General features: G+C 68.6%; 23 protein-coding genes. 10 read left to right on the plus strand and 13 right to left on the minus strand.

Annotated features, from left to right (window positions below; genetic code table 11):
* The first annotated feature begins 130 nt into the window (after window positions 1–130).
* Genes AB0I34_RS24910 through AB0I34_RS24920 form a run of 3 tightly spaced genes read left to right on the plus strand, consistent with a single transcriptional unit; the run spans window position 131 to window position 2928 of the window.
* Window positions 131–1996, plus strand: a complete 1866-nt coding sequence (locus tag AB0I34_RS24910; protein WP_360449021.1) for a heparinase II/III family protein — start codon at window positions 131–133, stop codon at window positions 1994–1996.
* A 56-nt stretch (window positions 1997–2052) separates the two neighbouring features.
* On the plus strand, window positions 2053–2733 hold the full coding sequence (locus AB0I34_RS24915) for a VOC family protein (protein WP_360449024.1): 681 nt from the start codon (window positions 2053–2055) through the stop codon (window positions 2731–2733).
* A 54-nt stretch (window positions 2734–2787) separates the two neighbouring features.
* Entirely contained in the window at window positions 2788–2928 is a 141-nt protein-coding gene (locus tag AB0I34_RS24920) for a hypothetical protein (RefSeq protein WP_360449027.1), read from the plus strand.
* A gap of 9 nt (window positions 2929–2937) precedes the next feature.
* Here AB0I34_RS24920 and AB0I34_RS24925 read toward each other — a convergent pair whose 3' ends face one another.
* From AB0I34_RS24925 to AB0I34_RS24940, 4 genes are all read right to left on the minus strand, one after another.
* Window positions 2938–4404 carry a M81 family metallopeptidase gene (locus AB0I34_RS24925; RefSeq protein WP_360449030.1) on the minus strand — a complete coding sequence of 489 codons (1467 nt, stop codon included), beginning with the start codon at window positions 4402–4404 and terminating at the stop codon, window positions 2938–2940.
* A gap of 135 nt (window positions 4405–4539) precedes the next feature.
* Window positions 4540–4755, minus strand: coding sequence for a muconolactone Delta-isomerase family protein (locus AB0I34_RS24930; protein ID WP_360449307.1), 216 nt, complete (start codon window positions 4753–4755; stop codon window positions 4540–4542).
* 106 nt (window positions 4756–4861) lie between these two features.
* Window positions 4862–5317 carry a nitroreductase family deazaflavin-dependent oxidoreductase gene (locus tag AB0I34_RS24935; RefSeq protein WP_360449033.1) on the minus strand — a complete coding sequence of 152 codons (456 nt, stop codon included), beginning with the start codon at window positions 5315–5317 and terminating at the stop codon, window positions 4862–4864.
* On the minus strand, window positions 5317–5727 hold the full coding sequence (locus AB0I34_RS24940) for a VOC family protein (RefSeq protein ID WP_360449035.1): 411 nt from the start codon (window positions 5725–5727) through the stop codon (window positions 5317–5319). Before AB0I34_RS24940 ends, AB0I34_RS24935 begins: the two co-directional genes overlap by 1 nt.
* Before the next feature lie 69 nt (window positions 5728–5796).
* Here AB0I34_RS24940 and AB0I34_RS24945 point away from each other — a divergent pair, with 69 nt between their 5' ends.
* Window positions 5797–6477 carry a DUF429 domain-containing protein gene (locus AB0I34_RS24945; RefSeq protein WP_360449038.1) on the plus strand — a complete coding sequence of 227 codons (681 nt, stop codon included), beginning with the start codon at window positions 5797–5799 and terminating at the stop codon, window positions 6475–6477.
* Window positions 6478–6660: 183 nt separating this feature from the next.
* On the opposite strand, the gene AB0I34_RS24950 is transcribed toward AB0I34_RS24945, so the two are convergent.
* A complete protein-coding gene (locus AB0I34_RS24950; RefSeq protein ID WP_360449040.1) occupies window positions 6661–9096 on the minus strand; it encodes a glycosyl hydrolase in 2436 nt (811 codons plus the stop codon).
* Between the two features lie 440 nt (window positions 9097–9536).
* On the opposite strand from AB0I34_RS24950, the gene AB0I34_RS24955 reads away from it, so the two are divergent.
* Window positions 9537–10088 carry a hypothetical protein gene (locus AB0I34_RS24955; RefSeq protein WP_360449043.1) on the plus strand — a complete coding sequence of 184 codons (552 nt, stop codon included), beginning with the start codon at window positions 9537–9539 and terminating at the stop codon, window positions 10086–10088.
* A gap of 45 nt (window positions 10089–10133) precedes the next feature.
* On the opposite strand, the gene AB0I34_RS24960 is transcribed toward AB0I34_RS24955, so the two are convergent.
* Window positions 10134–11867, minus strand: coding sequence for an FAD-dependent oxidoreductase (locus AB0I34_RS24960; RefSeq protein ID WP_360449045.1), 1734 nt, complete (start codon window positions 11865–11867; stop codon window positions 10134–10136).
* Window positions 11868–11945: 78 nt separating this feature from the next.
* The gene (locus AB0I34_RS24965; RefSeq protein WP_360449048.1) at window positions 11946–12488 is read right to left on the minus strand and encodes a GNAT family N-acetyltransferase; all 543 of its coding nucleotides are present in this window, start codon (window positions 12486–12488) and stop codon (window positions 11946–11948) included.
* Between the two features lie 183 nt (window positions 12489–12671).
* On the opposite strand from AB0I34_RS24965, the gene AB0I34_RS24970 reads away from it, so the two are divergent.
* Together AB0I34_RS24970 and AB0I34_RS24975 are read left to right on the plus strand one after the other, a co-directional pair.
* On the plus strand, window positions 12672–13301 hold the full coding sequence (locus AB0I34_RS24970; RefSeq protein WP_360449051.1) for a sigma-70 family RNA polymerase sigma factor: 630 nt from the start codon (window positions 12672–12674) through the stop codon (window positions 13299–13301).
* Window positions 13302–13398: 97 nt separating this feature from the next.
* Window positions 13399–16152 (plus strand): AAA family ATPase, encoded by a 2754-nt coding sequence (locus AB0I34_RS24975; protein WP_360449054.1) that lies wholly within the window; start codon window positions 13399–13401, stop codon window positions 16150–16152.
* A 186-nt stretch (window positions 16153–16338) separates the two neighbouring features.
* Here AB0I34_RS24975 and AB0I34_RS24980 read toward each other — a convergent pair whose 3' ends face one another.
* Window positions 16339–16551: a hypothetical protein gene (locus AB0I34_RS24980; protein ID WP_360449057.1), complete on the minus strand. Its 213-nt coding sequence runs from the start codon at window positions 16549–16551 to the stop codon at window positions 16339–16341.
* A 185-nt stretch (window positions 16552–16736) separates the two neighbouring features.
* Here AB0I34_RS24980 and AB0I34_RS24985 point away from each other — a divergent pair, with 185 nt between their 5' ends.
* Window positions 16737–18122: an FAD-dependent oxidoreductase gene (locus AB0I34_RS24985; protein ID WP_360449060.1), complete on the plus strand. Its 1386-nt coding sequence runs from the start codon at window positions 16737–16739 to the stop codon at window positions 18120–18122.
* Window positions 18067–18813: a nucleotidyltransferase domain-containing protein gene (locus tag AB0I34_RS24990; protein WP_360449062.1), complete on the plus strand. Its 747-nt coding sequence runs from the start codon at window positions 18067–18069 to the stop codon at window positions 18811–18813. The genes AB0I34_RS24985 and AB0I34_RS24990 overlap by 56 nt, the downstream gene beginning before the upstream one ends.
* On the opposite strand, the gene AB0I34_RS24995 is transcribed toward AB0I34_RS24990, so the two are convergent.
* From AB0I34_RS24995 to AB0I34_RS25015, 5 genes are read right to left on the minus strand one after another with little or no spacing between them, the layout of a single operon-like run.
* Window positions 18800–19819, minus strand: a complete 1020-nt coding sequence (locus AB0I34_RS24995) for an oligopeptide/dipeptide ABC transporter ATP-binding protein (protein WP_360449065.1) — start codon at window positions 19817–19819, stop codon at window positions 18800–18802. The genes AB0I34_RS24990 and AB0I34_RS24995 overlap by 14 nt on opposite strands.
* Entirely contained in the window at window positions 19816–20880 is a 1065-nt protein-coding gene (locus tag AB0I34_RS25000) for an ABC transporter ATP-binding protein (RefSeq protein ID WP_360449067.1), read from the minus strand. The genes AB0I34_RS24995 and AB0I34_RS25000 overlap by 4 nt, the downstream gene beginning before the upstream one ends.
* Window positions 20877–21785: an ABC transporter permease gene (locus tag AB0I34_RS25005; RefSeq protein WP_360449069.1), complete on the minus strand. Its 909-nt coding sequence runs from the start codon at window positions 21783–21785 to the stop codon at window positions 20877–20879. Before AB0I34_RS25005 ends, AB0I34_RS25000 begins: the two co-directional genes overlap by 4 nt.
* A complete protein-coding gene (locus AB0I34_RS25010) occupies window positions 21778–22758 on the minus strand; it encodes an ABC transporter permease (RefSeq protein WP_360449072.1) in 981 nt (326 codons plus the stop codon). The genes AB0I34_RS25005 and AB0I34_RS25010 overlap by 8 nt, the downstream gene beginning before the upstream one ends.
* Before the next feature lie 6 nt (window positions 22759–22764).
* Entirely contained in the window at window positions 22765–23940 is a 1176-nt protein-coding gene (locus AB0I34_RS25015; RefSeq protein ID WP_360449074.1) for a serine hydrolase domain-containing protein, read from the minus strand.
* Between the two features lie 149 nt (window positions 23941–24089).
* On the opposite strand from AB0I34_RS25015, the gene AB0I34_RS25020 reads away from it, so the two are divergent.
* On the plus strand, window positions 24090–25697 hold the full coding sequence (locus AB0I34_RS25020; RefSeq protein WP_360449076.1) for a D-aminoacylase: 1608 nt from the start codon (window positions 24090–24092) through the stop codon (window positions 25695–25697).
* Window positions 25698–25714: the final 17 nt, after the last annotated feature.

A 25714-nucleotide genomic window follows, 5' to 3' on the forward strand; every position in this document is an offset into this window, starting at 1 on the left:
ACCGGAGCAACTAATCCGGTGGGTGGTCACGTCTCTCTTGGTGAGGCAGCGACTGAGGGGGTCTGGGGTGGGTTCGCGGCGGAGCGGTAGTGGGGTTCGGCTTGCTGTTGTCTGTGTGGTGGTTTGTGCTGTGGCGTTTGCTGGAGCGATCAAGGTGTTGATGCCTGGCGGGCGGGCGAAGGCCACGGTGGTGTCGGCGGGGGTTCCGACGCCGAGTCCGGTGGCGCCTACGACCCGGTCTCCGTCGCCCAGTGCGGTGAAGTCGACGCCGGTCGCGCGGACCGGGACGTATGCGTGTCCTGGGTTCAGTGGGATCGAGGCGGACGTGCCGTTGCGGATGGTCATGCGGGATACATTCGCCTGGGGCAACGATCCGGCGTACAAGGTCGGCGATGGTTCGGGTGATATCCGCTGGCGGTCCGATCCGTATCACAAGCCGAGCTGGTACATGTGGCTGCATTCGCTGCGGTGGTTGGGACACGGGATCATCGCGGCCCGGACCGGCGACCGCAAGGCGATGACGCATACGATGGCGATCATCCACGACTGGGTGCGCGACAACCCGTACCCATGGAAGAGCGACGTCGGCGCGTGGGAGTCGACGATGCACCGGACGAACGTGCTGATCTGTGCGCGGCAGGCGGTGTTGTCCGGTCTGCAGGTCCGCAAGCTGCCTGCGCAGTACGCCTGGCTCGACCAGTCTCTGCTCGACCACGCGACGTTCATGACCGAGAACTGGAGCGGACCGTCGAACCACGGCACGGACGAGAGCATCGCGATGTTCGGCGTCGGCTGCACTCTCGGCCGGGCGGACCTGAAGGACCGCGCCGTCGACCGGTTGACCCAGGCAATCACCAGTGCGATCGACGCGCAGGGTTCGACGAACGAGCAGTCGATCGCGTACGCGATGTTCAACTACCAACTGTGGGGCCGGGCGACCACGGCACTGCAACGCTGCGGCGCCGACCCTGGACCCGTCATCGAGCAGCGACGTCGCGCGCTCGCGGAGTTCCTCGCGCTCGCCACCACCTCAGCCGGCGAGATCCCCCAGGTCGGCGACGCGGAACGCCAGAAGCCGCAGGCCGCGGCCGGCACCTCGTTGGAGTACGCCGCCACCCTCGGGGCACACGGGACGAAGCCGTCCAAGCGGACCGCGGTCTTCGACGCCGGGTACGTCTTCGGCCGGACCGGATGGGGCGAGACGAGGCCGTTCACGCAGGAGTCGACGTACAGCATCCGGTTCGGGCCGGCACGCAGATACCACGGGCATGACGATCACATGTCGATCACCTACAACTCGCACGGCCGCGACATCCTGATCGACCCGGGCCACCCCGGATACCAGCTCGACAAGTGGCAGGAGTGGACCAGGAGCCAGGCATCCCACAATGTGATGACGATCCCGTCGGCCAAGGGCGCACCCGTCGAGACAGAACTCGTCAGCGCGGCGATGACGCCGACCTCGGAGTACTACGAGTTCCACGACACACCCGCGGCCGGGGTGGAACGGACCAGAGACGTTCTCGTCCTCAAGGATCCCGATCTGATCGTCACGCTGGACCGCGGCACGTCGGCCGGCAGTCAGCGGTACGAGACGTTGTGGCACCTCCCGCCGGGCCAGAAGGTGACCGTGCAGTCCCCGACCACTGCGGTCGCCACGAAACCTGGTGACAGCACGAAGACGTATTTACTGCAGATCCCTTACGGGCAACAGCTTCCGGCCGACGCGATCACGGTCGAGCAGGGCAAGCAGGATCCCGTCCAGGGCTGGTACTTCCCCGACATCTTCCACCGCGTGCCGGCGCCCGTGGTCAAGTTCAACCGCAGCGGACCGACCGCTTCGATCCTGTCGGTCGTCGTACCCGCCGCAGCCGCCGAGAAGGTTGCCTTCAGCACCAGAACCGTGGGATCCATGCTGCTGGTCGACCTGACCGTCGGCGCGCGGCAGACCACCGTCCGGGTGACGCCGAACGGTCGCCTCTCGCGCATCCGCTAGGCCGGATCCGGTCACCGCTCATGGCGCCATCGGTAAACGTTTGCCATGATGGTGGGGTGATCTATGAACTGAACCATGTCGGTGGTCGTGTCCAGGATCTGGATGCGAGCTTGGCCTTCTACTCCGGGATCGGCGCCGAGGTGGTCGACCGGTTGTTCATGGCCGGTCCGCGGGTCCATCGGGTGCACATCCAGCTGGCGACCGGGCTGGTGGAACTGCTCCACAACGAGGAGGCCGACCCGGACGCGGCGTGCGGGCTGAACCACGTCGGGTTCATGACGGACGATCTGGACGGCGACTACGCCCGGCTGATCGGTGCCGGGTACGCCGAGCTCAGCTCGCCGAGGGTGGCGGGGAGCGGGCAGGGCCGGCTCGCGTTCCTGTCCGATCCGAACGGCGTACGGGTCGAGCTTCTCCAGCGGTCGGAGGAGTTCCGGGTCCCGCCGATCACGTCGGGACCGGTCAGCCGGCTGTCGTTCATCGCGCTGGACGCACCGGATCTCGACGCCGCCGCCGAGTTCTACGGCGATCACCTCGGCATGGAGCGGGTGCCGTCCGACGAGGCAGACACGGCGTACTTCCGGATCGGCGCCGACGCCGTGAAGCTCTGCAAGTCATTGCCGCCGGCAAGCACCCACGTCAACCACCTCGGTCTGACGGTGGCCGAGCCGCGGCCCGACGCTCACGACCCGGACGGGAACCGCATCGCGTTCGTACCAGGCGCTTCAAGTCTGTGAAAGTGAACTGAAAGACCGGTCTGCGAGTCTCAGTCCCTGAGCACTGGGGGATTGATGAAGCGACCGTCATTCGTCGAGGCCGCACTGGCCCTGACCCGTTCCTGGCTGTCGCCGTCCGGTCAACCGCCGGACGCCGAGCCTCCCCCGGCCGACCGCGATGACGATCGGCCGGAGGAGGACGACGTACGTCGCTGATGCCCGCGGTCAGATGATCTCGGGGGTCAGGTCCGGGTCGGGCATGTCGGGATCGAACGGGAACATCGGGCGCTCGATGCGGTGGTGGCCGAGGCTGAGCAGGTCCTGGTTGACGCCGCCCGGGGTGAGGGCGAGGAGCCAGTCGGCGGCCATCGCGTACAGCTCGGGCTCGAGGTAGCCGATCTTCACGATGACGAGGTCGGCGTCGCGCGGCGCCAATCCGAGGGCAACGAAGTCCGACTCGATGTGGTACGGCTTCCGGCGCATGGTCACGATGACGTGCAACCCGCCGACCGCGAGCGCCACCGCGCCGGCTGCCGAGTCGATCCCGGTCACCCGACCGGTCAGCGCGACCGGACCCCACGGCTCGGAATCGATCTTGCCGCCCACCTCGACGCTGATCGTCGCGCCGACGCCTGCCTCCATCGCCGCGGTGGTCACCTCGGGGTCGACGATCGCCGCGTAGATCGTGGTCAGTTCGGACTCGGTGATCGCCGGCATGCGGAGCAGCTTGTCCAGGGTCCACGAGGTGTCCCCCGCCCCGCCGGCCGTCGGGTTGTCGCCGGAGTCGCTGATGTAGAACGGCCGGGCGGTCGACGCGAGCGCCTGGTCAAGGCACTCCGCGAGCGTCCCGGTCGGCGCGACGAACTCGAACTTGTCGTGGGCGTCCCAGTAGGCGTCCGCGAGCCGCTTCGCCTGAGCGGTGATGACCTGCTCGTCGTCGCCCATCACCACGACCGCGGCCTGACACCGTGGCTCGTCGGCCCACGCGTACCCGACCCAGATCGCGGCGTCCAGTACGCCGTCCATTGCCTCGACCTCGTCGACCTGCGCATAGATGCTCTTCGCCGGCTCGATCCTGGTGCTGGTCTTCTCCCCCGGCAGCAGCACCGGCACCTGCACCCACGCCTTGAGCGGGCGGCCTCCCGAGCGCAGCCGTGCCACCAGATTGCGCGCAGCACGTTCCTTGGTGTCCCACGCGTCGGTGTGCGGGGCCTTGCGGTAACAGGTGGCCAGGTCGAGCAGCCCGATCAACTCGCGCGACATGTTGCCGTGGAGATCCATCCCGGTCGACAGGAGTACGTCCGATCCGACGATCCGGCGGATCCCCCCGACGAGGTCGGCTTCGATATCGGTTCTGCCGATCACGCTCATCGCACCGTGCATGTCGACGAAGACGCCGTCCAGCTGCCCCGCCTGTCCCAGCCGCTCGTAGATCTCCGCCGCGAGTTCGTCGTACACCTCTGGTACGACGGGACCGCCTGGAACCGCGCGGGCGTGCAGCAGCGGCACCCACTCGACGCCCTCGGTCAGCGGTTTGCCCGGCGCGAGGAAGTCGTACCGGCCGAGCAGCTCGTCGCCGCGGGTCACGTGGAAATCGTCCAGCCTGGTCCGATGCGGCGAGAACGTACTCGACTCGATCGCGATCCCCGCGATCCCGATCCGCAACCGCCCGGACTCCGCTGATGAGCTCACAGAATTGCTCCTTCGTGTGTACGACGCTGCCTTCGCACACAATTCTGCGCTCTCGACCCCGCTCATGCGAGCCCGAGTGCGCAGACAGGCCGGTCAGCGTGGCCAGCGATTTTCTCCGCGGCCCGGGGAAATCGGTCAGTCGAGCTTCGACGGGTGGTGCGCGAGCGGTGTGACCTGGACCCGCATGTACGGGAAGAGCGGGAGGCTGGAGAGCAGGTCGTGGAGGGAGTCGTTGGAGGGTACGTCGAAGATGCTGAAGTTGGCGTACTCGCCGACGATCCGCCACAGCTGCGGCCAGACACCCGCCCGCTGGAGCTCGAGCGCCCGACCCCGCCATACCACTTGGAGCAGATCGCCACGACGGTCACCGACGGTCGGCTGATCGTCGTCCCCCGGTCGGCGCACCTGGCGAATGCGGAACGGCCGGACGTGATCACGCCGGCCGTCACCGCCCACCTCACCGCGGGGTGAGGCGGATGACCGGGTACTGCCGATCCGACTTCGCCTGGTACTTCGCGAGCCGGGGCTGGGCGGCCGTGATGCGCTGCCAAGCCTGGTCGCGCTCGTTGCTGTCCAGGCTGTGTGGCGTCACGTGCACCAGACCGCTGCCGGGCAGTTCGACCGACACGCGGCCGGGATGCGCCGTCAGGTTGGCGTGCCAGTCGGGGTGCTGACTGCCGCCGCCCGACGCGACGACCAGCCAGCCGTCGTCATCCGCAAACCAGCCGAGCGGCGTCTCGCGAGGCTCGCCACTGCGGCGGCCGATCGTCTTGAGGATGAGGACGTCCATCCCCATCATCTTGTCGCGACCGCCGCGGATCTTCTTGGCGGTACGGGCGTTCATCGTCCGCTGCACCCACCGCGAGAACGCACCGGGCGTACCGGGCTTGCGCGCTGCCTGCTGCTGACTCATCACGCCACCTCGCTGATCCGTACGGCGTTCCCCGCCGGGTCACGGAACGCGCAGTCCCGTACGCCCCACGGGTGCTTGGTCGGTTCTTGAACCACGGGAGTCCCGGCAGCCTGCACCCGTGCGAACGTCTCGTCGAGGTCGCGGGTGGCCAGGATGATCACGCCATAGGTGCCGTTGGCCATCATTTCGGCGATGGTTCGGCGTTCGTCCTCGGTCATCGTGTGACTCGCGTCCAGCGGATGCAGCACGATCGACGTACTCGGCTGTCCAGGCGGTCCGACGGTGATCCAGCGCTGCACACCGGCGCCCACGTCCTGGCGTACCTCGAACCCCAATGTGTTCCGGTAGAACGACAGCGACGCCTCGGCGTCCTCATGTGGCAGGAAACTCGCTTGAATGGTGATGTCCATGGCCAAGACGCTACGAGCAGGTGGCGATCCGCCGCTTCTCGATTCCTGATCGGTGCAACGAGGTGATGAATGAGCGTCCGCGTGATCGGGATCGATGCCTGCAAGGCGGGCTGGGTGGGCATCAGCGGCGAGCGTCGCGGGTACTTCGGCGCGACGATCGAGCAGTTGATCTCGTCGGCTGAGCAGGACGGCCCGTTGGCTGTCGTGGCGATCGACATCCCTATCGGCCTGCCGGTTGACGTCTCACGCCAGGCCGACGTACTGGCGCGCCGACTGATCGGGAAGCGCTCGTCGTCGGTCTTCTCGACGCCGGTCCGGGCCGCGTTGCTGGCGGCAACTCATGCCGAGGCGTCGACCCTGAACCGAGCAGCCACCGGCAAAGGTCTGAGCCAGCAGGCCTACGCCCTGCGCACCAAGATCCTCGAGGTCGACGCCTGGTCCCGCACCACCCACCACCAAGTCATCGAGTCCCACCCCGAGCTCTGCTTCGCCACGATCGCGGCTCACCCACTCGCCCACCGCAAGTCCACCTGGGCAGGCGTCGAGGAACGCCGCCAAATCCTCGCGGAGGCCGGCATCGCGGTGCCGTCCGACCTCGGTCTTGCGGGTGAGTTGGCAGCAGTAGACGACGTACTCGACGCCGCAGCCGTCTCCTGGGCCGCCCAACGCCACGCCGAGGGCCGAGCCGTCAAATATCCGGATCCCCCAGAGCCAGTCGAGGACGGAGCGCTCGCCGCCATCTGGGTCTGAGAGCCCGCGGGGCCCGCCTAGGTATACGCGGCCAAGAGGTTGGTGACACCCAGGCCGGTCCACTGTCCGGAAACTTCTCGCCTCCCGGCGGCCATTTGTTTCCGCATAATGCATCGCCCCCGCCGGCGCCCCGATCAACCACCCTTGGCCCGCTCAGCTGGTCGGCCCGTGCACAAAGTCGGCCTAGGTCGGCGTGGTGAGAACGATGGTGGGTGGGTTGAGGAGGCCGGAGTTCAGGTAGTCGGCGGCGTGGGAGATGTGCTGGAGGTCGAAGCGGTGGCCGTAGTCGGTGGTCACCGACTCGACGAGGGGAAGGAGGTGGGGGTCGGCGGAGAGGGCGTTGGCGGCCGTGTTGTGGATGGTGATTCGGAGTGTGTTGCGGCCGGGTACGGCGGCGTCGGTGAGGTCCACTCGGTACGGCGGGGACCAGAGGGTGCCGCAGGGTACGTCGTTGAGCCAGATCTCCGCGGCGACGCCGATCGGAGGGACGAGCGTCGCGCGGTAGGAGTTCGGAGGGAGGTACGTCTCGGTGTCGGCCGGCGCGGGTTCGCCGGTGCCGAAGTCGAGCAGGACCCGCGTCTTGGGATCGAGCTCCGGCAACTCGAGCTCGGTCTGGTACGACGCTGCCCCTGAGTACGCCGCCCGTCCGGGATCGTCCTCCCACCGATGCGGCAGTTCGACCGACGACGGCGAGTTGTCGAAGGTGACCTGCCAGGAAGCCCGGATCGTTGCCCGCGTCACCTTCTCGATCGTCATGTCGGACGCCGCGTCGTCGCTGGGTACGAGGATGGTTGCTTCGTAGGGGTGAAGCGTCAGCGAGATGCCATCGGGTGAGCGGCGCTGGAGCGAGGTCTTGCCGGTGGCGGCATCCCATTGTTCGAAGGAGGTTGTGGCGTCGGGGATGTCGAAGTGGAAGGTTCGCGTCTGGTTGCTGGTGTTCGCCAGGAAGTAGATGTCGCCGTCGTCGAGCCGACGATGCACCACACCGATGTCGTCCCGAGGACTCACCCTCGGCCCAGGCACCTCCGCCAATCGCTCCGCCAGCTCACCGGCCGCCACTCCCCCGGCAAGCGTCGACCCCTCAGGTACGACGACCAGCCCGAGGTCAAGCTGCCCCGGATCGACCAACTCGAGCGCATCGTCGTCGACCAGGTCGAAGTCCAGCCCGGACTCACGGATCGTCCGCGGGATCTCGTCACCGATCAACCGACGCGCGGTGCGATACAAGTTCAACGACCCATCGGAGTACGCCTCAGCAGCGGGCACGTAGACCTTCACCGGCCGGACCGGCGTCCCCTGCTGCAACAACCAGGACACGCGGTGCAAATACCCGAACAGATCCCCGGCAACCGGCCACCAAGGATTGCGGTCGTCCAGCGCACCGGAGGCGTAGAAGATCCAGCCGACCCCAGGCGCACTCGATGGCGAGTACGGCCAGCCGTGACCGATCAGCTGGTTGACGCCCGACAAGAAGTGCTCATGAGCCTCGCCCTTGAGATCGAGCGGGGTTGCCCGGAACGACGGCGAATGCACCCACGTCCACACCTCGGCCGACACCACCGACCGCCCGTACAGGTTCGCGGCCGACGACGCCCACCGAGTCTCCGGCAGCCGCGTCCACCCCCAGCCTTCACCCTCGAACAGGTCGGCGAAGCGATAGCTGCTCATCGTCGCCGGCGGCTCGCCGTAACTCTGGATCCGGAACGGTACGCCGTGCCCCGCCGCCCACCGCTGGAAGACCGCGACGAAGTTCTCCTCGTACAACTCCGACAACGTCCGCCGGAAGTCGATCCGCACCTGCGCGGACTCAGCCGTGTCGACGAGCAGCTCGTACAGCCGAGGACGCAACTCATAGCCACGCCGCCGGGAGAACTCGTCGAACAATCGAGGCGTCCAGTCGGCCTGGTACACCTCCAAGCTGTCACAGAACACCGACCCGAGCAGCTCCGGCGTTGCCGCCAGCAACAATGGTTCGGCCACGCACCTGATGTGCTCGGCCGCCGCTGCCGCCGAGTAGTGATCAAGCACCGGGCCTTCCGCGCCCGCCGCGGCCCGCTTCACGTTCTGCCCGGTCAGCCGCGACGACGCGATCAGCACCTCACGCGGTCCGTGCCCGGCCGGTACCCGGATCATTCCGTTGCTCACAGCAACCTCGACGTACGACGCCGGTACGCCGGCCGACCCCTCGCCCACGAAGGCAGCAACCACCTCGTCCCCGGGCCACACAGCCACCACGGGTACGTCGTACGCCTCGGCGCCGATCTCGCGCCGATCCCAGCTGAGGCAGCGCGCCGCGTACTCCGGACCGATGTGCCCGCCACCGAAGGACCAGCCGCTGCCCAGCGTCACGTCGAACCGCAGACCCAGTTCCCGCGCCGTCCGAGCGGCGTACCCGACAAGCTCCAGGAACTCATCCGATCCGAACGGCGCCTCGACCGGCCCCATCGGATAGACGAACGCGACCTCGGCGCCACCCAGGCCCGCCGCCGCCATCGCCCGCAACTGACGCTCGAGCTCACCGCGCTCCACCGATGGTCCGAACCACCACCAGCGCACCATCGGCCGCCCCTCCGCGGGCGGTGTCCGGAACTGCCTTCGTACGTCGTCCACCAGCGCCACAGGACCGGCCTCCGCACTCGGTTGTCTCGGTCCGTCCACCCCATCGCGACCGGCAACCCGCCGTCAACGAAATCGACCACTACCGGTCAACCGACCCTGGTCCCGCGGTCTAGGCCGGATCGCCTAGGATCTCCGCCGGGGGGATCGAGCTGCCGACGAAAGGTTCTGTCGTTCATGTCTCAGCCCCCAGAGGGTGGTTATCCCCGCCGTCCCAGGGACAGCCCGGGTACGCCGGCCCACCGCAGGGCTACCCACCGGGCCAGCAGCCCGGCCCGGCGGGATATCAGCAGGGATACCAACCTCCGCCCGGCTACCAACCACAGCCGGGATATCAGCAACCGCAAGGCTTCCAGCAGCCCGCGTTCCAGCAACCGCAGGGGTTCCAGCAGCAGCCGCCTGGTCAGCCGCCGAAGAAGAAGCCGTCGGCCGGGCAGCGGGTAGTGGGGATCCTGGTCCTGGTCGTCGCGCTCCTGGCGTTCTTCCTCGTCATTGACAAGAACTTCCGCAACAACGTCCTCGACGCCGTCGGACTCGAGGAGGGGATCGGCGGCGGCAGCGGTTCGTCGGCCCCGGACATCGCCCAGATCAGCTGGCCGAAGACGCTTCCGGGCGGGCACTACGCGGTCGAGTCCGCGCCGTCCTGGCACGACACCCGCGCGAAGAAGTACAGGTGGGTCACCGCGGAGTTCTACGCCAACAAGCCGCCCGCGTCCCGCGGTACGCCGGGCTCCTACCTGTACACCGTGACGGCGTACGGGCCGCTCGCCGAACTCGATGAGGCGTTCCTCGGGGTGAAGGCACCGATCGAGGAGGTCGCCGGCGGTTCCTGCTACAGCTCGGACGAACGAGCCCGGGACTGCGCCGTCACCAACGGCAAGATCGTCGTGATGGTCGGCACGGCCTGGACGTCGGCGACCAAGCGCCCGCGGACCGATGCGCAGATGATCCAGGACGGGAAGAAGTTCGCCGACGCCCTCACCGCGGGCCAGTAGACGGACCGGCCCGGCGCTCTACCCAGCGCCGGGCCGGTGTACGGGTCACTCGACCAGCTTGCCCTCGGTCGAGATGTCGTCGCGCATCAGCTTGCGGAGTTCGTCCGGGATCGGCGGGATCGCCTCACGCTCCACCGCTCCCGGCCCGGACCACACGAGGTTGACCTGCAGCGACTCGTCCAGGTGCGGGTAGTCGGACCGGTTGTGGCAGCCGCGGGACTCACGCCGTTCGAGCGCCGCGTCGAGGGTCGCCCGCGCGGCCAGCGCCGAGGACTTCAGGTCGAACGCGTGCGCCAGGTCCTGGTAGCCGGCGATGTCGGGGTGTACGCCGATCCGCGTCATCCGGTCCGCGAGGTCCGTCAGCTCCGACAGCCCGGCCTGCAGTCCTGCCTCGTCGCGCACCACACCGGCTCGCGTGGTCATCGTGTCGCGGAGGGCCCGCTGCAACGCCCGTACGTTCTCCGGACCATCACTCGCCAGCAGGTCGTCGACCTCGGCCCGCGCTTCGGCGACCGCCTCCGCGGATCGCTCCTGGGACTGGCGGCCGATCGAGTACTTCGCCGCTTCCTCGGCGACGATCCGGCCGAAGACCAGCAGTTCGATCAGTGAGTTGCCGCCCAGCCGGTTCGCGCCGTGCAGACCGCTGGCCGCTTCGCCGATCGCGTACAGCCCGTCGACACCGGTACCGTGATCCTCCGGGCGGACCCAGACGCCACCCATCGAGTAGTGCGCGGTTGGTGCGATCTCGATCGGCTGCTTGGTGATGTCGAGCATCTGGAGTTCGAGCAGCGTCTGGTAGACCCGCGGCAGCCGCCGCATGATCGTCTCTCGCGGCAGATGCGACACGTCGAGCCACACCCCGCCGTTCGGCGTACCGCGGCCCTCCTTGATCTCCGTGTACGCCGCCAGCGCGACCCGGTCCCGCGTCGACAGCTCCATCCGCTCGGCGTCGTACCGCGCCATGAATCGCTCCCCCAGGGCGTTCCGCAGCTGACCGCCCTCGCCTCGGGCGGCCTCGGACACCAGGGTGCCGGCGGCGTTCTCGGGCTCGAGCAGGCCGGACGGGTGGAACTGGACGAGCTCGGGGTCACGGATCTTGCCCCCGGCAAGGACCGCCAGGCGGAACGAGTCACCGGTGTTCTCGTCGCGACGGGACGACGTACGACGCCAGATGCGGGTGTGACCGCCCGCGGCGAGGATGACCGCGTCGGCGTGGATGACGTAGCGCCGCCCGGTGGTCAGGTCGAACCCGTAGGCGCCGAAGACGGTGTTGTCCCGCACCAGGATGCGGGTGACGTACACGGTGTCGAGGATCGGGACACCGAGCTGGACCGCGCGGTTGACCAGGGTCCGCTGGATCTCCAGGCCGGTGTAGTCGCCGGCGAACGCGGTTCGCCGGTACGTGTGGGCGCCGAAGAAGCGTTGTGAGATCCGGCCGTCGGCCTCACGGGCGAACGGCATGCCGTACCGCTCGAGATCCTCGATGCCACGGGCAGCACCCTCGGTGACGATCTGTACCGTGATCGGGTTCGCCAGCAGGTAGCTCTCCTGCAGCGTGTCGGCCGCGTGCTGCTGCCAGGTGTCCTCCGGGTCCATCGTGGCCAGCGCCGCGTTGATCCCGCCGGCGGCCAGCGACGTGTGGGCGTCCGACCGCGGGCGCTTTCCGAGGACGAGTACCTCGACGCCCTGCTCGGCCAGCTCGATCGCGGCCCGTAGACCGCCACCACCGGATCCGATCACCAGGACGGACGTGGCGATCTGCTGTTCGGTGGTACTCATCGGAATCTCCTCGCGTTCCAGGCGGTGGTCTCACCAGCTAGGACCACGCACGGCACCGATCTGTGACTGTCTGCTCAGTCACACCGCCTCGTCGTCGCGGTAGGCCAGATCGTCGTGGCGGAGGCGGTACAAGTTCAGACGCTGGTGGTGGTACTGATCCGTCTCGCCGATCGGCTCCATGCCGATCCGCTCGGCCGTCGCCACGGCGCGGGCGTTCTTCGGGCTGACCAGGGCGAACAGCTCCTCGACGTCCGCCTTGTGCATCGACCACCGGGCCAGCGCCTCCCCCGCCTCCGAGGCGTAGCCGTGCCCCCAGGCTGTCCGGGACAGCTGCCAGCCGATCTCGAGGTCCTCCCACGGCTCCAGCCGAAGCAGGGCCACGCCGCCGATCACCCGCCCGGTCGCGCGGAGTTCGACCGCCCAATGGCTGGCCGGTGCCACGTCCTTGGCCGCCCAGCCGTGCAGCACGTTCCGCATGGCCAGCACGTTCGGCACCCAGCTCATGGCCGGCGTCAGCCAGCGGGTCACCTGCTCGTCACCGTAGATGACCAGCGCGTCCGACACATCGGTGTCGCGCCACGCCCTGATCAGCAGTCGTTCGGTCTCGATCGTCGGCTTCATCTCACGCTCCTGGGCTCAGGGAACCGGTCGGCACAGCTATGACCGGGCAGGGGTGCCAGCTGTGACACCCCACGGAGACCACGGACTCGACCACGGACTTCCAGGGCGCGCCGACCACGGTCGTTCCGGGACGGTGTCAGTAGTCCTTCGCAAGCCCCCAGCGACGACTGAAGGAGCCCCGACGTGAGTACGCAGACCGCCACTCTCGATCAAGCGGTGTCGGACTTCGTCCGGCTCCGTCCACGTCTGTTCCGGGTCGCCTGCCGGATCGTCGGCAACGTGCACGAGGCCGAGGACATCGTCCAGGACGTCTGGCTGCGCTGGCAGCGCACCGACCGTGCCACGGTCGCCGACCCCGCGGCGTTCCTCGCCACCGCGACCTGCCGACTCGCCATCAACGTCGTCCAGTCCGCCCGGCACCGGCACGAGACGTACGTCGCCCCACGGCTGTCCGAGGAGACCAGGGAGGGCGGTGTCGATCCGCAGGCGGTGATCGAACGCCGTGAGGCCGTCGACCACGCCGTACGACTCCTCCTGGAGCGACTGTCACCCGCGGAACGCGCCACCTATGTACTCCGGGAAGGCTTCGAGTACCCGTACCGCGAGATTGCCGAGACGCTGCACATCGGAGCGCCGAACGCCAGGCAGCTCGTGAAGCGGGCCCGTGACCGGCTGTCGTCCGACCGCCGTCATCCGGTCACCCCCGCGGCACACGATCGGCTCCGTCGCGCCCTGGCGTCGGCGTCCAGCGCCGGCGAGCTGGCCGGCCTCGAACAACTCCTCACCGCCGACCTCGCCGCCCAGGCGAGTTGATGCCAACGCCCAGCAGATCGCGGACCTGAGACACCTCAGGAGTTCGCTGTCGTCGATCGGCGAAGGGCACTAGCCTCAGGTGAGGGGTGGTGGATTCGTGACGATCGGCGGGGCGGCGCAGGAGCTGCGCGGGCGGCGGGCTGAGTGTGCCCAGCTGGATCGGGTGGTGGCCGGAGTGCGTTCCGGCCAGGGTCAGGTCCTGGTCGTCCGGGGCGAGGCGGGCATCGGGAAGTCCGCATTGCTCGACTACCTGGCCGGCCACGCGGGTGACTGCCGGGTCGCCCGGGCGGCGGGCGTCGAGGCCGAGATGGAGCTTCCGTTCGCCGGCCTGCACCAGTTGTGCTTACCGTTGCTGGATCACACGGATCAGCTGCCCCGGCCACAGCGCGAGGCGCTCGCCGTCGCGTTCGGCCTCGAGGCAGGTGGCCCACCCGACCGGTTTCTGGTCGGCGCGGCGGCACTGAGCCTGCTGGCCGAGGCATCCGACGAGAAGCCCCTGCTGTGCGTGATCGACGACGCACAGTGGCTCGACCAAGCCTCGGCGCAGGCCCTGACGTTCGTCGGACGTCGCCTGTTCGCGGATCGTATCGGCCTGGTGTTCGCCGTCCGCGAGCCTGTGACCGGTCCTGAATGGCGCGGGCTCCCGGAGTTGATCGTCGGGCGGTTGTCGGACGCCGATGCGAGCGCGCTCCTCGAGTCCGTGGTTCCGGGGCGGCTGGACGAGCCCGTCCGGGATCGGATCGTGGCCGAGACCCGCGGAAACCCGCTCGCCCTCCTGGAGCTGCCGCGCGGTCTGACGGCTACCGAGCTGGCCGGTGGGTTCGAGCGGCCGGACGCCCGGCCGCTCGCGAGCCAGATCGAGCAGAACTTCACCCAGCGGCTGCGGGCGCTTCCGGCGGAGACGCAGAAGCTGCTCCTCACCGCCGCAGCCGAGCCGGTCGGCGACGTACCGCTGCTGCTCCGGGCGCTCGGGATTCTCGGGATCCCGGTGAGTGCTGCCGGGCCGGCAGAGACGGCCGGGCTGTTCGAGATCGGTCGCCGGGTGCGGTTCCGGCATCCGTTGGTGCGATCGGCGTCGTACCGGGCAGCGACCTGGGCCGATCGTCGCGAGGTCCACCAAGCCATCGCCGAGGCGATCGACCCTGGTCACGATCCCGACCGGCGCGCCTGGCACCGCGCCAACGGAGCGGACGGACCGGACGAGGACATCGCCGCCGAACTCATCAGTTCCGCCGACCGGGCACAGCGTCGCGGCGGTGTCGCGGCCACGGCCGCGTTCCTGCAGCGAGCGACCGACCTGACTCCGGACCCGGCCCTGCGTGCGCAACGTGCCCTCGCCGCGGCCCAGGTCACCCTCGGCGCCGGTGCGTTCGAGACTGCGCTGAAACTGCTCGTCACCGCCGACGAGGTTTCGGTCAGCGCTCTCCACTCTGCTCAGGTGAACCTGCTCCGGGCACAGATCGGGTTCGCCTCCGGTCACACTGCGGACTCCGCCCACCTGCTGCTGGAGGCCGCCCGGCGATTCGAACCGCTGGATGCCGACCTTGCCCGCGACACGTACCTCGACGCGATGACGGCGGCGATGTTCGCCGGCCGCCTCGCCCCGGGCTCCCCACAGACCGATGTGTCGCGGGCCGCTCGCGCGGCACCACCGCCGACGAAGCGCCGCAAGCATGACCTGCTGCTGGAGACCGAGGCGGTCATGTTCACGGACGGGTACGCGGCAGCGGTCCCGTTGGCTCGGGAAGCGCTCCGGGCATTCGCCGACGAGCAGCTCGCCGAGCCGGGCGATCAGCGGTGGTTGTGGCTGGCATCGCGTACCGCGGTGGATCTGTGGGACGACGAGTACTGGGATGTGCTCACCGCCCGGCACATCCGGATCGCGCGTGAGTTCGGCGATCTCGCCGGGCTTCCGCTGGTGCTGAACTCGCGAGTGTTCCTGCACCTGTTCGCCGGGCAGTTCGCGGCGGCCACCTCGCTCGTGGCCGAGATCCGGACGATCTCCGACGCGACCGGGCTCGGCCTGGCGCCGTACGGCACGCTCGGGCTGACGGTCTGGCGGGGTGATGTCGCCAAGGCGACTCCGCTGATCGCGGCGAGTCTGGAGGATGTGCGGGCACGCGGCGAAGGCGGCGGGATGTCCTTCACCCAGTGGGCCGGCTCGTTCCTGATGAACGGACTCGCTCGCTATCCGGAAGCGCTCGAGTTCGCCCGAGCCGCCGCCGAGGACCCGAAGGACCTCGGCGTGGCCAACTGGGCCCTGCCGGAACTGGTCGAGTCCGCGACCCGGTGCGACCGGACCGACCTGGCCTCGGACGCTCTCGACCGGCTGTCGGGGATGGCGCGTGCCAGCGGCACCAACTGGGCCCTCGGTTTGCTCGCCCGCTCGCGCGCGCTGATGGCGACTGGGCAGGAGTCCGACTACGAGGAGGCCATCGCGCTCCTCGGCCGGACCCGCGCCCGGGTGGATCTCGCCCGGACCCATCTGCTGTACGGCGAACGGCTGCGGCGGGAGGGTCGTCGCCAGGACGCTCGCACCCAGCTCCGGACGGCGTACGAGATGTTCACCGCAGCCGGCGCCGACGTCTTCGTCGAGCGGACGCGCGGCGAGCTCGCGGCCACCGGCGAGGTCGTCAACGGCGTAACGCGCCGCGCCGGCGACGGCCTGACCGCACAGGAGGCCCACATCGCCGAACTGGCCGGCACCGGCCTCACCAACGCCGAGATCGGCGCCAAGCTCTTCCTCAGCCAGCACACCGTCGAGTGGCACCTCCGCAAGGTCTTCACCAAACTAGGCATAACCTCCCGCCGCCAACTCCGCCCCACCCCCGACCCCGGCCTCACCGGCTAGCCACTTCGCCCTGAGCCCGACCTAGTGCACAGCTCAACCACGAATCGCCTCCAGAAACGGTTGCCGGGTGCACAAAGTGCTGGTCGCGCCCGTCGGGACCACGACGGAAGATCTATTTCGTGCGCGATGTAGCTGTGGCCGAGGTACGCCGCCACACTCATGCACGTCGTGGCGTCGACGCAGTTCTCAGCCTTGGATCAGAGCGAGTGCTCCCAGGGCTACGATCAGCGCACCGAACACGACGGACAGGGTCAGTACACCTTTGTACTGCGCGACTGCCATCGCCCGGTCTTGTTCCCTGTAGAAGCTCAGTTTCCGCACTCCGTCGACCATCGGATCGACATACCGGTCACGCCTCAGGACAAGTGATGCCGCGATCAAGGCGAGGCCAGTAGCCATGAGGACCACCGAGGTTGAGACGGTTTTCCGGAGGGAAAGTTGCACCTGGCGACTGGAAGTTTCCGGAAAGGGCGGAAACGATGGCCGGCGGGCTGAGGAGGCTGCGGGCGGGGGGCGGTGGGTATGTCACAAATGGGTGGGCTGCCCTGTCTTAGTTGGTGAGGGATCTACTAAGGAGACAATCGGTGCGCAGGATCGTTGTGGTGGGCGGTGGGTACGCCGGGTTCTATGCGGCGTGGAAGCTGGAGAAGAAGCTGCGGCGGGGTGAGGCTGAGGTGGTCGTGATCGATCCGCGGCCGTACATGACGTACCAGCCGTTCCTGCCCGAGGTGCTGTCCGGGTCGGTCGAGGCTCGGCACGCGGCGATCTCGCTGCGGCGGAACCTGCATCACACCAAGCTCATCGCCGGATCGGTGACCAGGGTCGAGCATGCCCGGCGCACGGTGACGATCCAGCCGGTCAAGGGGCCCGAGTACGAGCTCGAGTACGACGTCATCGCGGTGACCGCCGGTGCGGTCACCCGGACGTTCGACCTGCCCGGTGTCGCCGACCGCGCGATCGGCATGAAGCACGTGGAGGAGGCAGTCGCGATTCGCGACCGGCTGCTCACCGCCTTCGACGAGGCGTCCGTGCTCCCGCCCGGGCCGGAGCGGAGGCGGCTCCTGACCGTGACGTTCGTGGGCGGCGGCTTCGCCGGGGTCGAGGGCTTCGGTGAGCTCCTGTCGCTGGCCAACGCCCTGCTCAAGAAGTACCGGGAGCTGACCCGCGACGATCTGGCCTTCCACCTGGTCGAGGCGACCCAGCGGATCCTGCCCGAGGTCACCGACGGGCCCAGGAAGTGGGTGCGTTCGCTGCTCGAACGGCGTGGCGCACACCTCCACCTCGACACCACCCTCGTGTCGGCCGAGGACGGCCACGTGATCCTGTCGGACGGGACGGAGTACGACACGGAGCTGCTCGTCTGGACGGCCGGCAACGCCGCGACCCGACTGGTGCGCGGCCACACCGACCTGCCGGTGACGGATCGTGGTCTGATCCAGACGCGCGCCGATCTGCGGGTCGGCACCGAGACCGAGGTGATCCCGGACGCCTGGGCAGCCGGCGACGACGCCGCCGTCCCGGACCTCGCCTCCCCGGTCCCCGGCGCGTTCACCGTGCCCAACGCGCAGAACGCCGTACGCCAGGGGAAGCGGCTGGCGAAGAACCTGCTGGCGTCGCTGCGTGGCCGCGAACCGAAGAAGTACATCCACCACACGCTGGGGGCCGTTGCGACCCTGGGCCTGGGCACCGGGATCTTCCAGTTCCGCTGGATCGTCGTCAGGGGCTTCCTCGCCTGGCTCATGCACCGCGGCTACCACGTTCTGGCCGTCCCGACCTGGGACCGCAAGATGCGCGTGCTGTCCGTCTGGCTCGCCGCCGCGATCCATGGCCGCGACATCGTCTCGCTGGCGTCGGTCCAACGGCCTCGGGACGCTTTCGTGAACGAGGCATCGCTGCCCAAGTTAAGTTTGGCGGATGTTCACAGTGGAGGAACGCCTGCGGTTGCGGAACCGGCTGATCGAAGCAGCTGAGCACGACGACCGGATCGCCGGTGCCGCACTGACCGGTTCGGCGGCCGCCGGCGCCGAGGACGAGTGGTCGGACATCGACCTCGCTTTCGGACTGGCGGACGGAGCCGATCAGGCCGCCGTACTCGACGACTGGACCGGCCGGATGTACGGCGACCACGACTGCGTGGACCACCTGGACATGCGGGTGCGCGGGACGACCTACCGGGTCTTCCTGCTGCGGAACACCCTTCAGGTGGATATCGCGTTCGCGCCCGCGGGCGAGTTCGGCGCGCTCGGTCCGGCGTTCGCGCTGCTGTTCGGCGAGGCGAGCGAGCAGCAGCCGTTCGCCGAAGCCGCGGCGAAGGACCTGATTGGCATGGCCTGGCTGTACGCGCGGCACGCCCACTCCAGCATTGCCCGCGGCAAGGACTGGCAGGCCGAGTACATGATCAGCGGCCTCCGCGATCACCTGCTCGCGTTGATGTGCCTCCGCCACGGCGTGCCGACATCGCAGGGCCGCGGCTTCCACCTGTTGCCGGAGGCAATCACCAAACCGGTCGAGGACACACTCGTCCGCTCCCTTGACACCGGCGAGCTGACCCGTGCGTTCGGCGCATCGATCGAGGTACTGCTGCCCGAGATCGAGGCCGCGGATCCCGAGCTGGCCAAGAAGCTCGCCGGTCCGCTCAGGGCGCTGGCTACACCACGGTGAGCACCTCGGCGTAGTGGCACGCCGCCGGATGCCCCTGACCACGGTCGGTCAGCGCCGGCGTCTCCTCCACGCACAGACGCTGCTCGGCCTCTGTCAGTACGGCGAACTTCGGGCAACGGGTGCGGAAGCGGCAACCGCTCGGCGGACTCACCGGGTTGGGGACGTCACCGCTGATGACGATCCGCTCCCGGGCCCGGATCCGTTCCCGGCGTGGATCCGGCAGCGGGATCGCGGAGATCAGCGCCTGCGTGTACGGGTGGGCCGGACGGTCGAACAGCTCGTCCCGGTTGCCGATCTCAACGATCTGGCCGAGGTACATCACCGCGACCCGATCGGCGATGTGTCGCACCACCGACAGGTCGTGGGCGACGAACAAGTACGCCAGCCCGAGTTCCTGCTGCAGGTCTTCGAGCAGGTTGACGACGCCCGCCTGGATCGACACATCCAAGGCCGATACCGGCTCGTCCAGCACGAGCAGATCGGGGCGCAGGGCAAGGGCTCGCGCGATGCCGACTCGTTGCCGTTGGCCACCAGAGAACTCGTGCGGGTACCGGTTACCGTGCTCGGGGTTCAGTCCGACGGTTGCGAGCAGTTCGCGCACGCGGGCCGGCCCTTCGGCGTCGTACCGGCCGTGGATGCGCAGCGGTTCCGCGATCGCATCCGTCACGGTCATCCGCGGATCGAGGGAGGCGTACGGGTCCTGGAAGACGATCTGCAGCCGTTGCCGGAGCTTGCGCATCCGGGCCGAGCCGACCGCGCCGAGGTCCTCGCCGTCGAACACCACCTTGCCCGCCGTCGCGGGTTGCAGGTTGAGGACGGCGCGACCGGTGGTCGACTTGCCGCAGCCCGACTCGCCGACCAGGCCCAAGGTCTCACCACGATGCAGGTCGAAGGAGATGTCGCAGACGGCATGTACGTCGCCGTTGCGACGGCGGAGCACTCCCTTGCTCCGGATGGGATAGTGCTTGACCAGGTTCTGCACGGACAGCAGCGGCTGCTCGCTCATCGGGTTCCTCCCGTACTGTCCAGCGACGTCTGAGCGAACACGTCCTCCGGTCGCCTTCCTTCGAGATCATTGGAGAAGTGGCACGCCGCGAAATGATCGGTCGCGCCGACCGCGAGGAGGTCGGGCTCGTCGGTGTCACAGATCTCCGCCTGCATCGGGCATCGCGGCGCGAACGGGCAGCCTGGCGGCAGATCGAGCAGGGACGGCGGTGCACCCGTGATCGGGACCAGACGCTCCGACCGCCCGTCCAGTCGTGGCAGGCTGCCGATCAGTCCGAGCGTGTACGGCATCCGTGGCGCGTAGTAGATGTCGTCGACACCACCGAGCTCGACCGGGCGTCCGGCGTACATCACCAGGACACGGTCTGCCGATCCGGCGACGACGCCGAGGTCGTGGGTGATCAGGACCATCGCGGCGTCGGTGGCGGCCCGGGCGGTCTCCAGCGCTTGCAGGACTTGGGCTTGAACGGTGACGTCGAGGGCCGTGGTCGGCTCGTCGGCGATGATCACGTCCGGGTCGTTCGCCATCGCGGTCGCGATCACCACTCGTTGCCGCATGCCGCCGGAGAACTCGTGCGGGAAGTCGCGGGCCCGTTCCCGTGGGCGGGGGATCTGCATCGCCGCGAGCAGGTCGACGGCCCGCTCGCGTGCCTCCGCCGCGCTGACGTCGTTGTGCGCGCGGACGGCCTCGGCGATCTGGTCGCCGACCGGGTAGACCGGGTTCAGCGACGTCATCGGGTCCTGGAACACCATCGCGATCCGGCCGCCGCGGATCCGCTGCAACTCCTTGTCCGGGGCACCGATCAGCTCCTGCCCGCGGTACCGGACCGAGCCGCCGACCCGGGCCGAGGCCGGCAGCAGGCCCATCACCGCCATCGAGGTGACCGACTTGCCCGAGCCAGACTCGCCGACGATGCCGAGCACCTCGCCGCGGCGCAACGCGTAGCTGACGCCGCGGACCGCACGGACCAGGCCGTCCTCGGTCAGGAACGACACGGTGAGGTCCTCGACCTCGAGCACAGTCTCGCGGTCAGAGCTGGGCTTGACGGTGAACTCGCTCACTGACGCACCTTCCGCTGGGTCGGATCGAACGCGTCCCGCAGTCCGTCGCCGATGAAGTTGATGGTGAGCGCGATCAGCACAATGAACGCGCCCGGGAAGTAGAACAGCCAGGGCCGCGTACTCACCGCGGTGTCGGCCTCACTGACGAGCAGGCCGAGCGAGGTGTCCGGCGGCTGCACGCCGAGACCGAGGAACGACAGTGCCGTCTCGACGAGGATCGCCGCCGCGACCAGGATCGTGACGTTGACGATGATCGGACCGAGTGCGTTCGGGATCAGATGCCGGAAGATGATCCAGCGGTCGGTCGCGCCGAGTGCCCGGCTGGCCTCGACGTACTCCTTCTCCCGCAGTGACAGGACGACGCCGCGCACCACCCGGGAGACGTAGGCCCACTGGAGAGCAGCGATCACCAGCGCGACGAACCACCACGAGCCTGAGGTCGCCCGGGTCAGTACTGCGGCGACCGCCAGCAACGGAAGGGTCAGGACCAAGTCGGCGATGCGCATCATGATGCTGTCGGTCACACCGCGGTAGTAGCCGGAGAAGGCACCCCACAGCGTGCCGAACAGTCCTGCCAGCAAAGCGATCAGCAACGCGATCTCGATCGATCGTTGGGTGCCCCGCAGTACCTGCGCGAAGGTGTCGTGACCCAGGTTGTCGGTGCCGAACGGATGCTGGGCCGACGGTGGCACGGATGCCGCCGGCGTGATGTCGGCGTACCCGTAGCGCCAGACCGCGCCACCCACGAAGGCCAGCAGCACGATCGCGACGAACAGGACCAGACTGATCACGGCCGCCTTGTGCCGGAGGAATCGGCGCAGGACCAACTCGCGCTGGCTGCGCTGCCTGACGGTGCTGACCGGCCGGGTGGTGGGTGCGGCGACGGTCGAGAGATGCTCACTCATAGCGGATCCGTGGGTCGAGGAGGGCGTACAGCAGGTCGGCGATCAGGTTGAAGACGATGACGGCGACCGCGACCACGAGCAGCCACGCCAGTACGGCGTACGCGTCGCGTTCGTTGACCGAGCTGACCAGGAAGTCGCCGAGTCCACGCCACTGGAACACGGTCTCGGTGATCACCGCCCCCGAGATCAGGGCGGCGAAGTCGAGCGCGGTGATCGTCACCATCGGGATCAGTGCGGTCCGCAGCGCGTGTTTGACCACCACCCGGCGTCGCGAGAGCCCCTTCGCCCGGGCGAACAGGACGTAGTCGCTGTTCAGTACGTCGAGCATCGAGGCCCGCTGGAAGCGGCTCCACGCACCGAACGAGATCAGCGCCAGCGAGATGGTCGGCAGCACCAGGTGGCCTGCCGCATCGGTGAGATGGGCCCACGTCCCGCCCTCCACGATGACCGATCTCTCGCCGATCGTGGAGACGACCTGCCGGCCGACCAGATTGTTCAACGAGATCCCACCCTGCTTGAGCAGCACGGCGAACCAGAACGACGGCATCGACAGGAACAGGAATGCGGCGAAGGTGAAGCCGTAGTCGATCCCGGAGTACTGCTTCACCGCACTGACGACGCCGACGAACACTGCCAGCAGCAGCGCGAGAACGACGGCGACCGCGATCAGCCGCAGCGTGACACCGAACCGGGCGACGATCTCGTGGCCGATGTCGACGTTCGTGCGGACCGACGGCCCGAAGTCGCCGTGCACCACCCCGGTGATCCAGGTCCAATAGCGCTGCAGGACAGGCTGATCCAGATGCAGGCGCTCCGCCTCGACCGCGACGACCTGCGGCGACGGTGGCGGGTTGCGTCCCTTCAGGTTCGCCAGCGGATCCCCTGACAGCGTGACGAGCAGGAACACGATGAACGTCGACGCGATGATCACCGGGATCGAGACCAGCAACCGGCGAATGGTGTAGGTCAGCACGTCGGCCTACCGCGCCGCAGTGATCGCGTCGAACACGGCGGTCGCACTCGGGTCGAGTTGGGCCTGCGTCGTCTGGTCGTTCCCGAGCAGCACCACCGCGATCCCGTCGTCGGGGAACAACGCATGCATTGCGTGGAAGCCGCCGACCGTACCGTTGTGCCAGATGAGCGGTTTGCCTGCGTACGTCTGGGCGACCCATCCACACGCGTAACTGCCGAGGTTCGGCGTGAACATCAGCCGTAGCGTCTCGGCCCGGAACAACCCCGGCCGCAACAGCGCCGCATCCCATCGCGCGAGGTCTTCCGCGGTCCCCGTGATTCCACCCGCGCCCAGCATCCACGGCAGGTTCCACTGGTACGCCCGGTGTACGCCGTCCCCCTCGGCGTAGTAGCCGAGGGCAACGTCCCGGCTGCCCAGCGCCGGGTAGCTCTGCCTGGTGTCGCGCATCCGCAGTGGCCGGAAGAACGACTGCGCGAGGTACTCCCCCAGCGTCATCCGGGTCACCTCCTGCACGACCAGCCCCAGCAGGAGGTAGTTGGTGTTGCTGTAGGCGTACTGCGATCCCGGTGGGAACTGCAGCGGCAGGGTCTGCAGTTTCGCCACCACCTCCGAGTGATCACGCTCGCCGCTCGCGACAAAGGCCCCGTACGCCGGTTCGAACAGCGGGAACTGGTTGTAGTCGATGATGCCGCTGACCTGCTGCAGGAGTTGCAACAGCGTGATCGCGGCCCCGCGTGGATAACCAGGCAGGTACTTGCCGAGGGGATCGTGGACGGAGAGCTTGCCGCGTTCGTGCAGCCGCAGTACGGCGGCCGAGGTGAAGCCCTTGCTGATCGAGCCAAGGTTGTAGATCGTGCCGCCGGTCGCCGGGCGCCGGCCCCGGGACAGGTGCAGCCGGTCGTCCAGCTGCTCGACCTCGAAGAAGTCCTCGCCGGTGAACACGTCGGGCCTGCCACGGTCGCGCAGGCCGTAACCCTTCGTGAAGATCGTGCGGCCGTGCTTGCTCACCGCCACGGTGATGCCGACGCCGGGCGGCTGGATCGCCGCCACGATCTCGTCGATCCGCTGGATCGTCCCGCGGGCGGACCCCGTTGCCGCCTCGGCCGGCGCCGTCAGACTCGCCGCGGCGACGCCGGCCAAGGACGCCGTCAGGAGCGTCCGTCTCGAGGGTGTGCTCGCCATTCCCGACCTCCGTGTCGTCGTCCGGACCTCGCAGCCCAGTGCAGCCGGTGGGTCCAGGTCGGCTCTTCGTTGTATCGCACACAAGATCGGCTCCGACTTCGGCCGATTGGACGAGTACCGCGGCCGTCGCAGCGGCTCAGGATGCTCGCATGTCGACGACTCTGATCATTCGAGGCGGTACTGTCCACGACGGCACCGGCGGCCCCGGCCGGGCCGCCGATGTCGTGATCGAGAACGACCGCATCGTCGCGATCGGGCCCGGCCTGGCCCGCGACGACCAGGACGCCGAGGTCCTGGACGCGACCGGTCTGGCGGTCGCTCCGGGCTTCGTGAACGTCCTGAGTCACTCCTACTTCACCCTCGAACGCGACGGCCGCGGACTGTCCGACCTGTACCAGGGCGTCACCACGCAGATCTTCGGCGAGGGGATCTCGATCGGCCCGTTCACCCCGGAGATCCGGGCCGAGCTCGAGGCCACCCGCGATGCGGGCGACCCCGAACTGGTCTGGGACCGGCTGTCGGAGTTCCTCGCCCACCTCGAGACCAAGGGCGTCGTCCAGAACGTCGCCAGCTTCGTGGGAGCGCACAACCTGCGGATGATCGGCGCCGGCGCGGACGACCGCCCGATGACCGCGGCCGAACTGGCGAACGTCACCGGCATCCTGGACGAGGAACTCGCCGACGGCGCCCTGGGTATCGGCTCCGCCCTCATCTACCCACCCGGCTGCTTCGCCTCGACCGACGAGCTGGTTGCCCTGTCCACGGTCATCGCCAAGCGGGGTGGCATGTACATCTCGCACATGCGCAGCGAGGGTGACCATTTCCTCGAGGCCGTCGACGAGCTGATCGAGATCGGCCGCCGCGCCGGAGTCCACGCGGAGATCTACCACCTCAAGGCGGCGGGACGGCACAACTGGCCGAAGATGGCGCAGGCGATCGAGCGTGTCGAGGCGGCCCGCGCGACCGGCCAGCCGGTCAGCGCGGACATCTATCCGTACCTGGCCGGTCAGACCTCGCTGGGGGCATCGATCCCGCCGGACTTCCACGACGGTGGCCATGAGGCGCTCGCCGCACGCCTGGCCGACCCCGCCGAGAGGGCCCGGATCCGGGAGGCGGTCGTGACGCCGTCCCCACGCTGGGAGAACCTCTACCTCGCCGCCGGCGGCGCCGACGGCGTGATGCTCCTCCCCGATCCGAAGGGCCCGGCCGCGAAGTACCGCGGACTCAGCCTGCGGCAGGCGGCCGAGGCCGACAGCCAGGATCCGGTCGAGATGCTCTGCCGCCTGGTCGAGCAGGAACCGTCGCTGAGTGCGATGTACTTCATGATGGACGAGGACGTGCTGCGCAGCGCGCTCCGCAATCCCTGGGTCTCGGTCGGTTCGGACGCGCAGACGTTCGCGACCGAGGCGCCGTACTCGGACGCTGCGACGCATCCGCGCTCCTACGGCACGTTCGCCCGCATCCTCGGCCGGTACGTCCGCGAGGAGTCGCTGCTGAGCCTGCCCGAAGCGGTCCGCCGGATGACCAGTCTCCCGGCCGGCAACCTGGGTCTGCGCAATCGCGGCGTGCTTGCTCCGGGCAACTATGCGGACGTGATCGCGTTCGACGCCGGTACCGTCGCCGACCGGGCGACGTACGAGGAACCGCACCAGTACGCCGTCGGCATGCGGCACGTCGTCGTCAACGGGACGGTCGCGCTCGCCGGCGGCGTACCCACCGGCAACCTGCCCGGCCGCGCGCTGCGCCGTGGCCAGTAGCCCCGCGAAGGAGAAGG

Source organism: Kribbella sp. NPDC050281 (genome assembly GCF_040655855.1).
Classification (GTDB): domain Bacteria; phylum Actinomycetota; class Actinomycetes; order Propionibacteriales; family Kribbellaceae; genus Kribbella.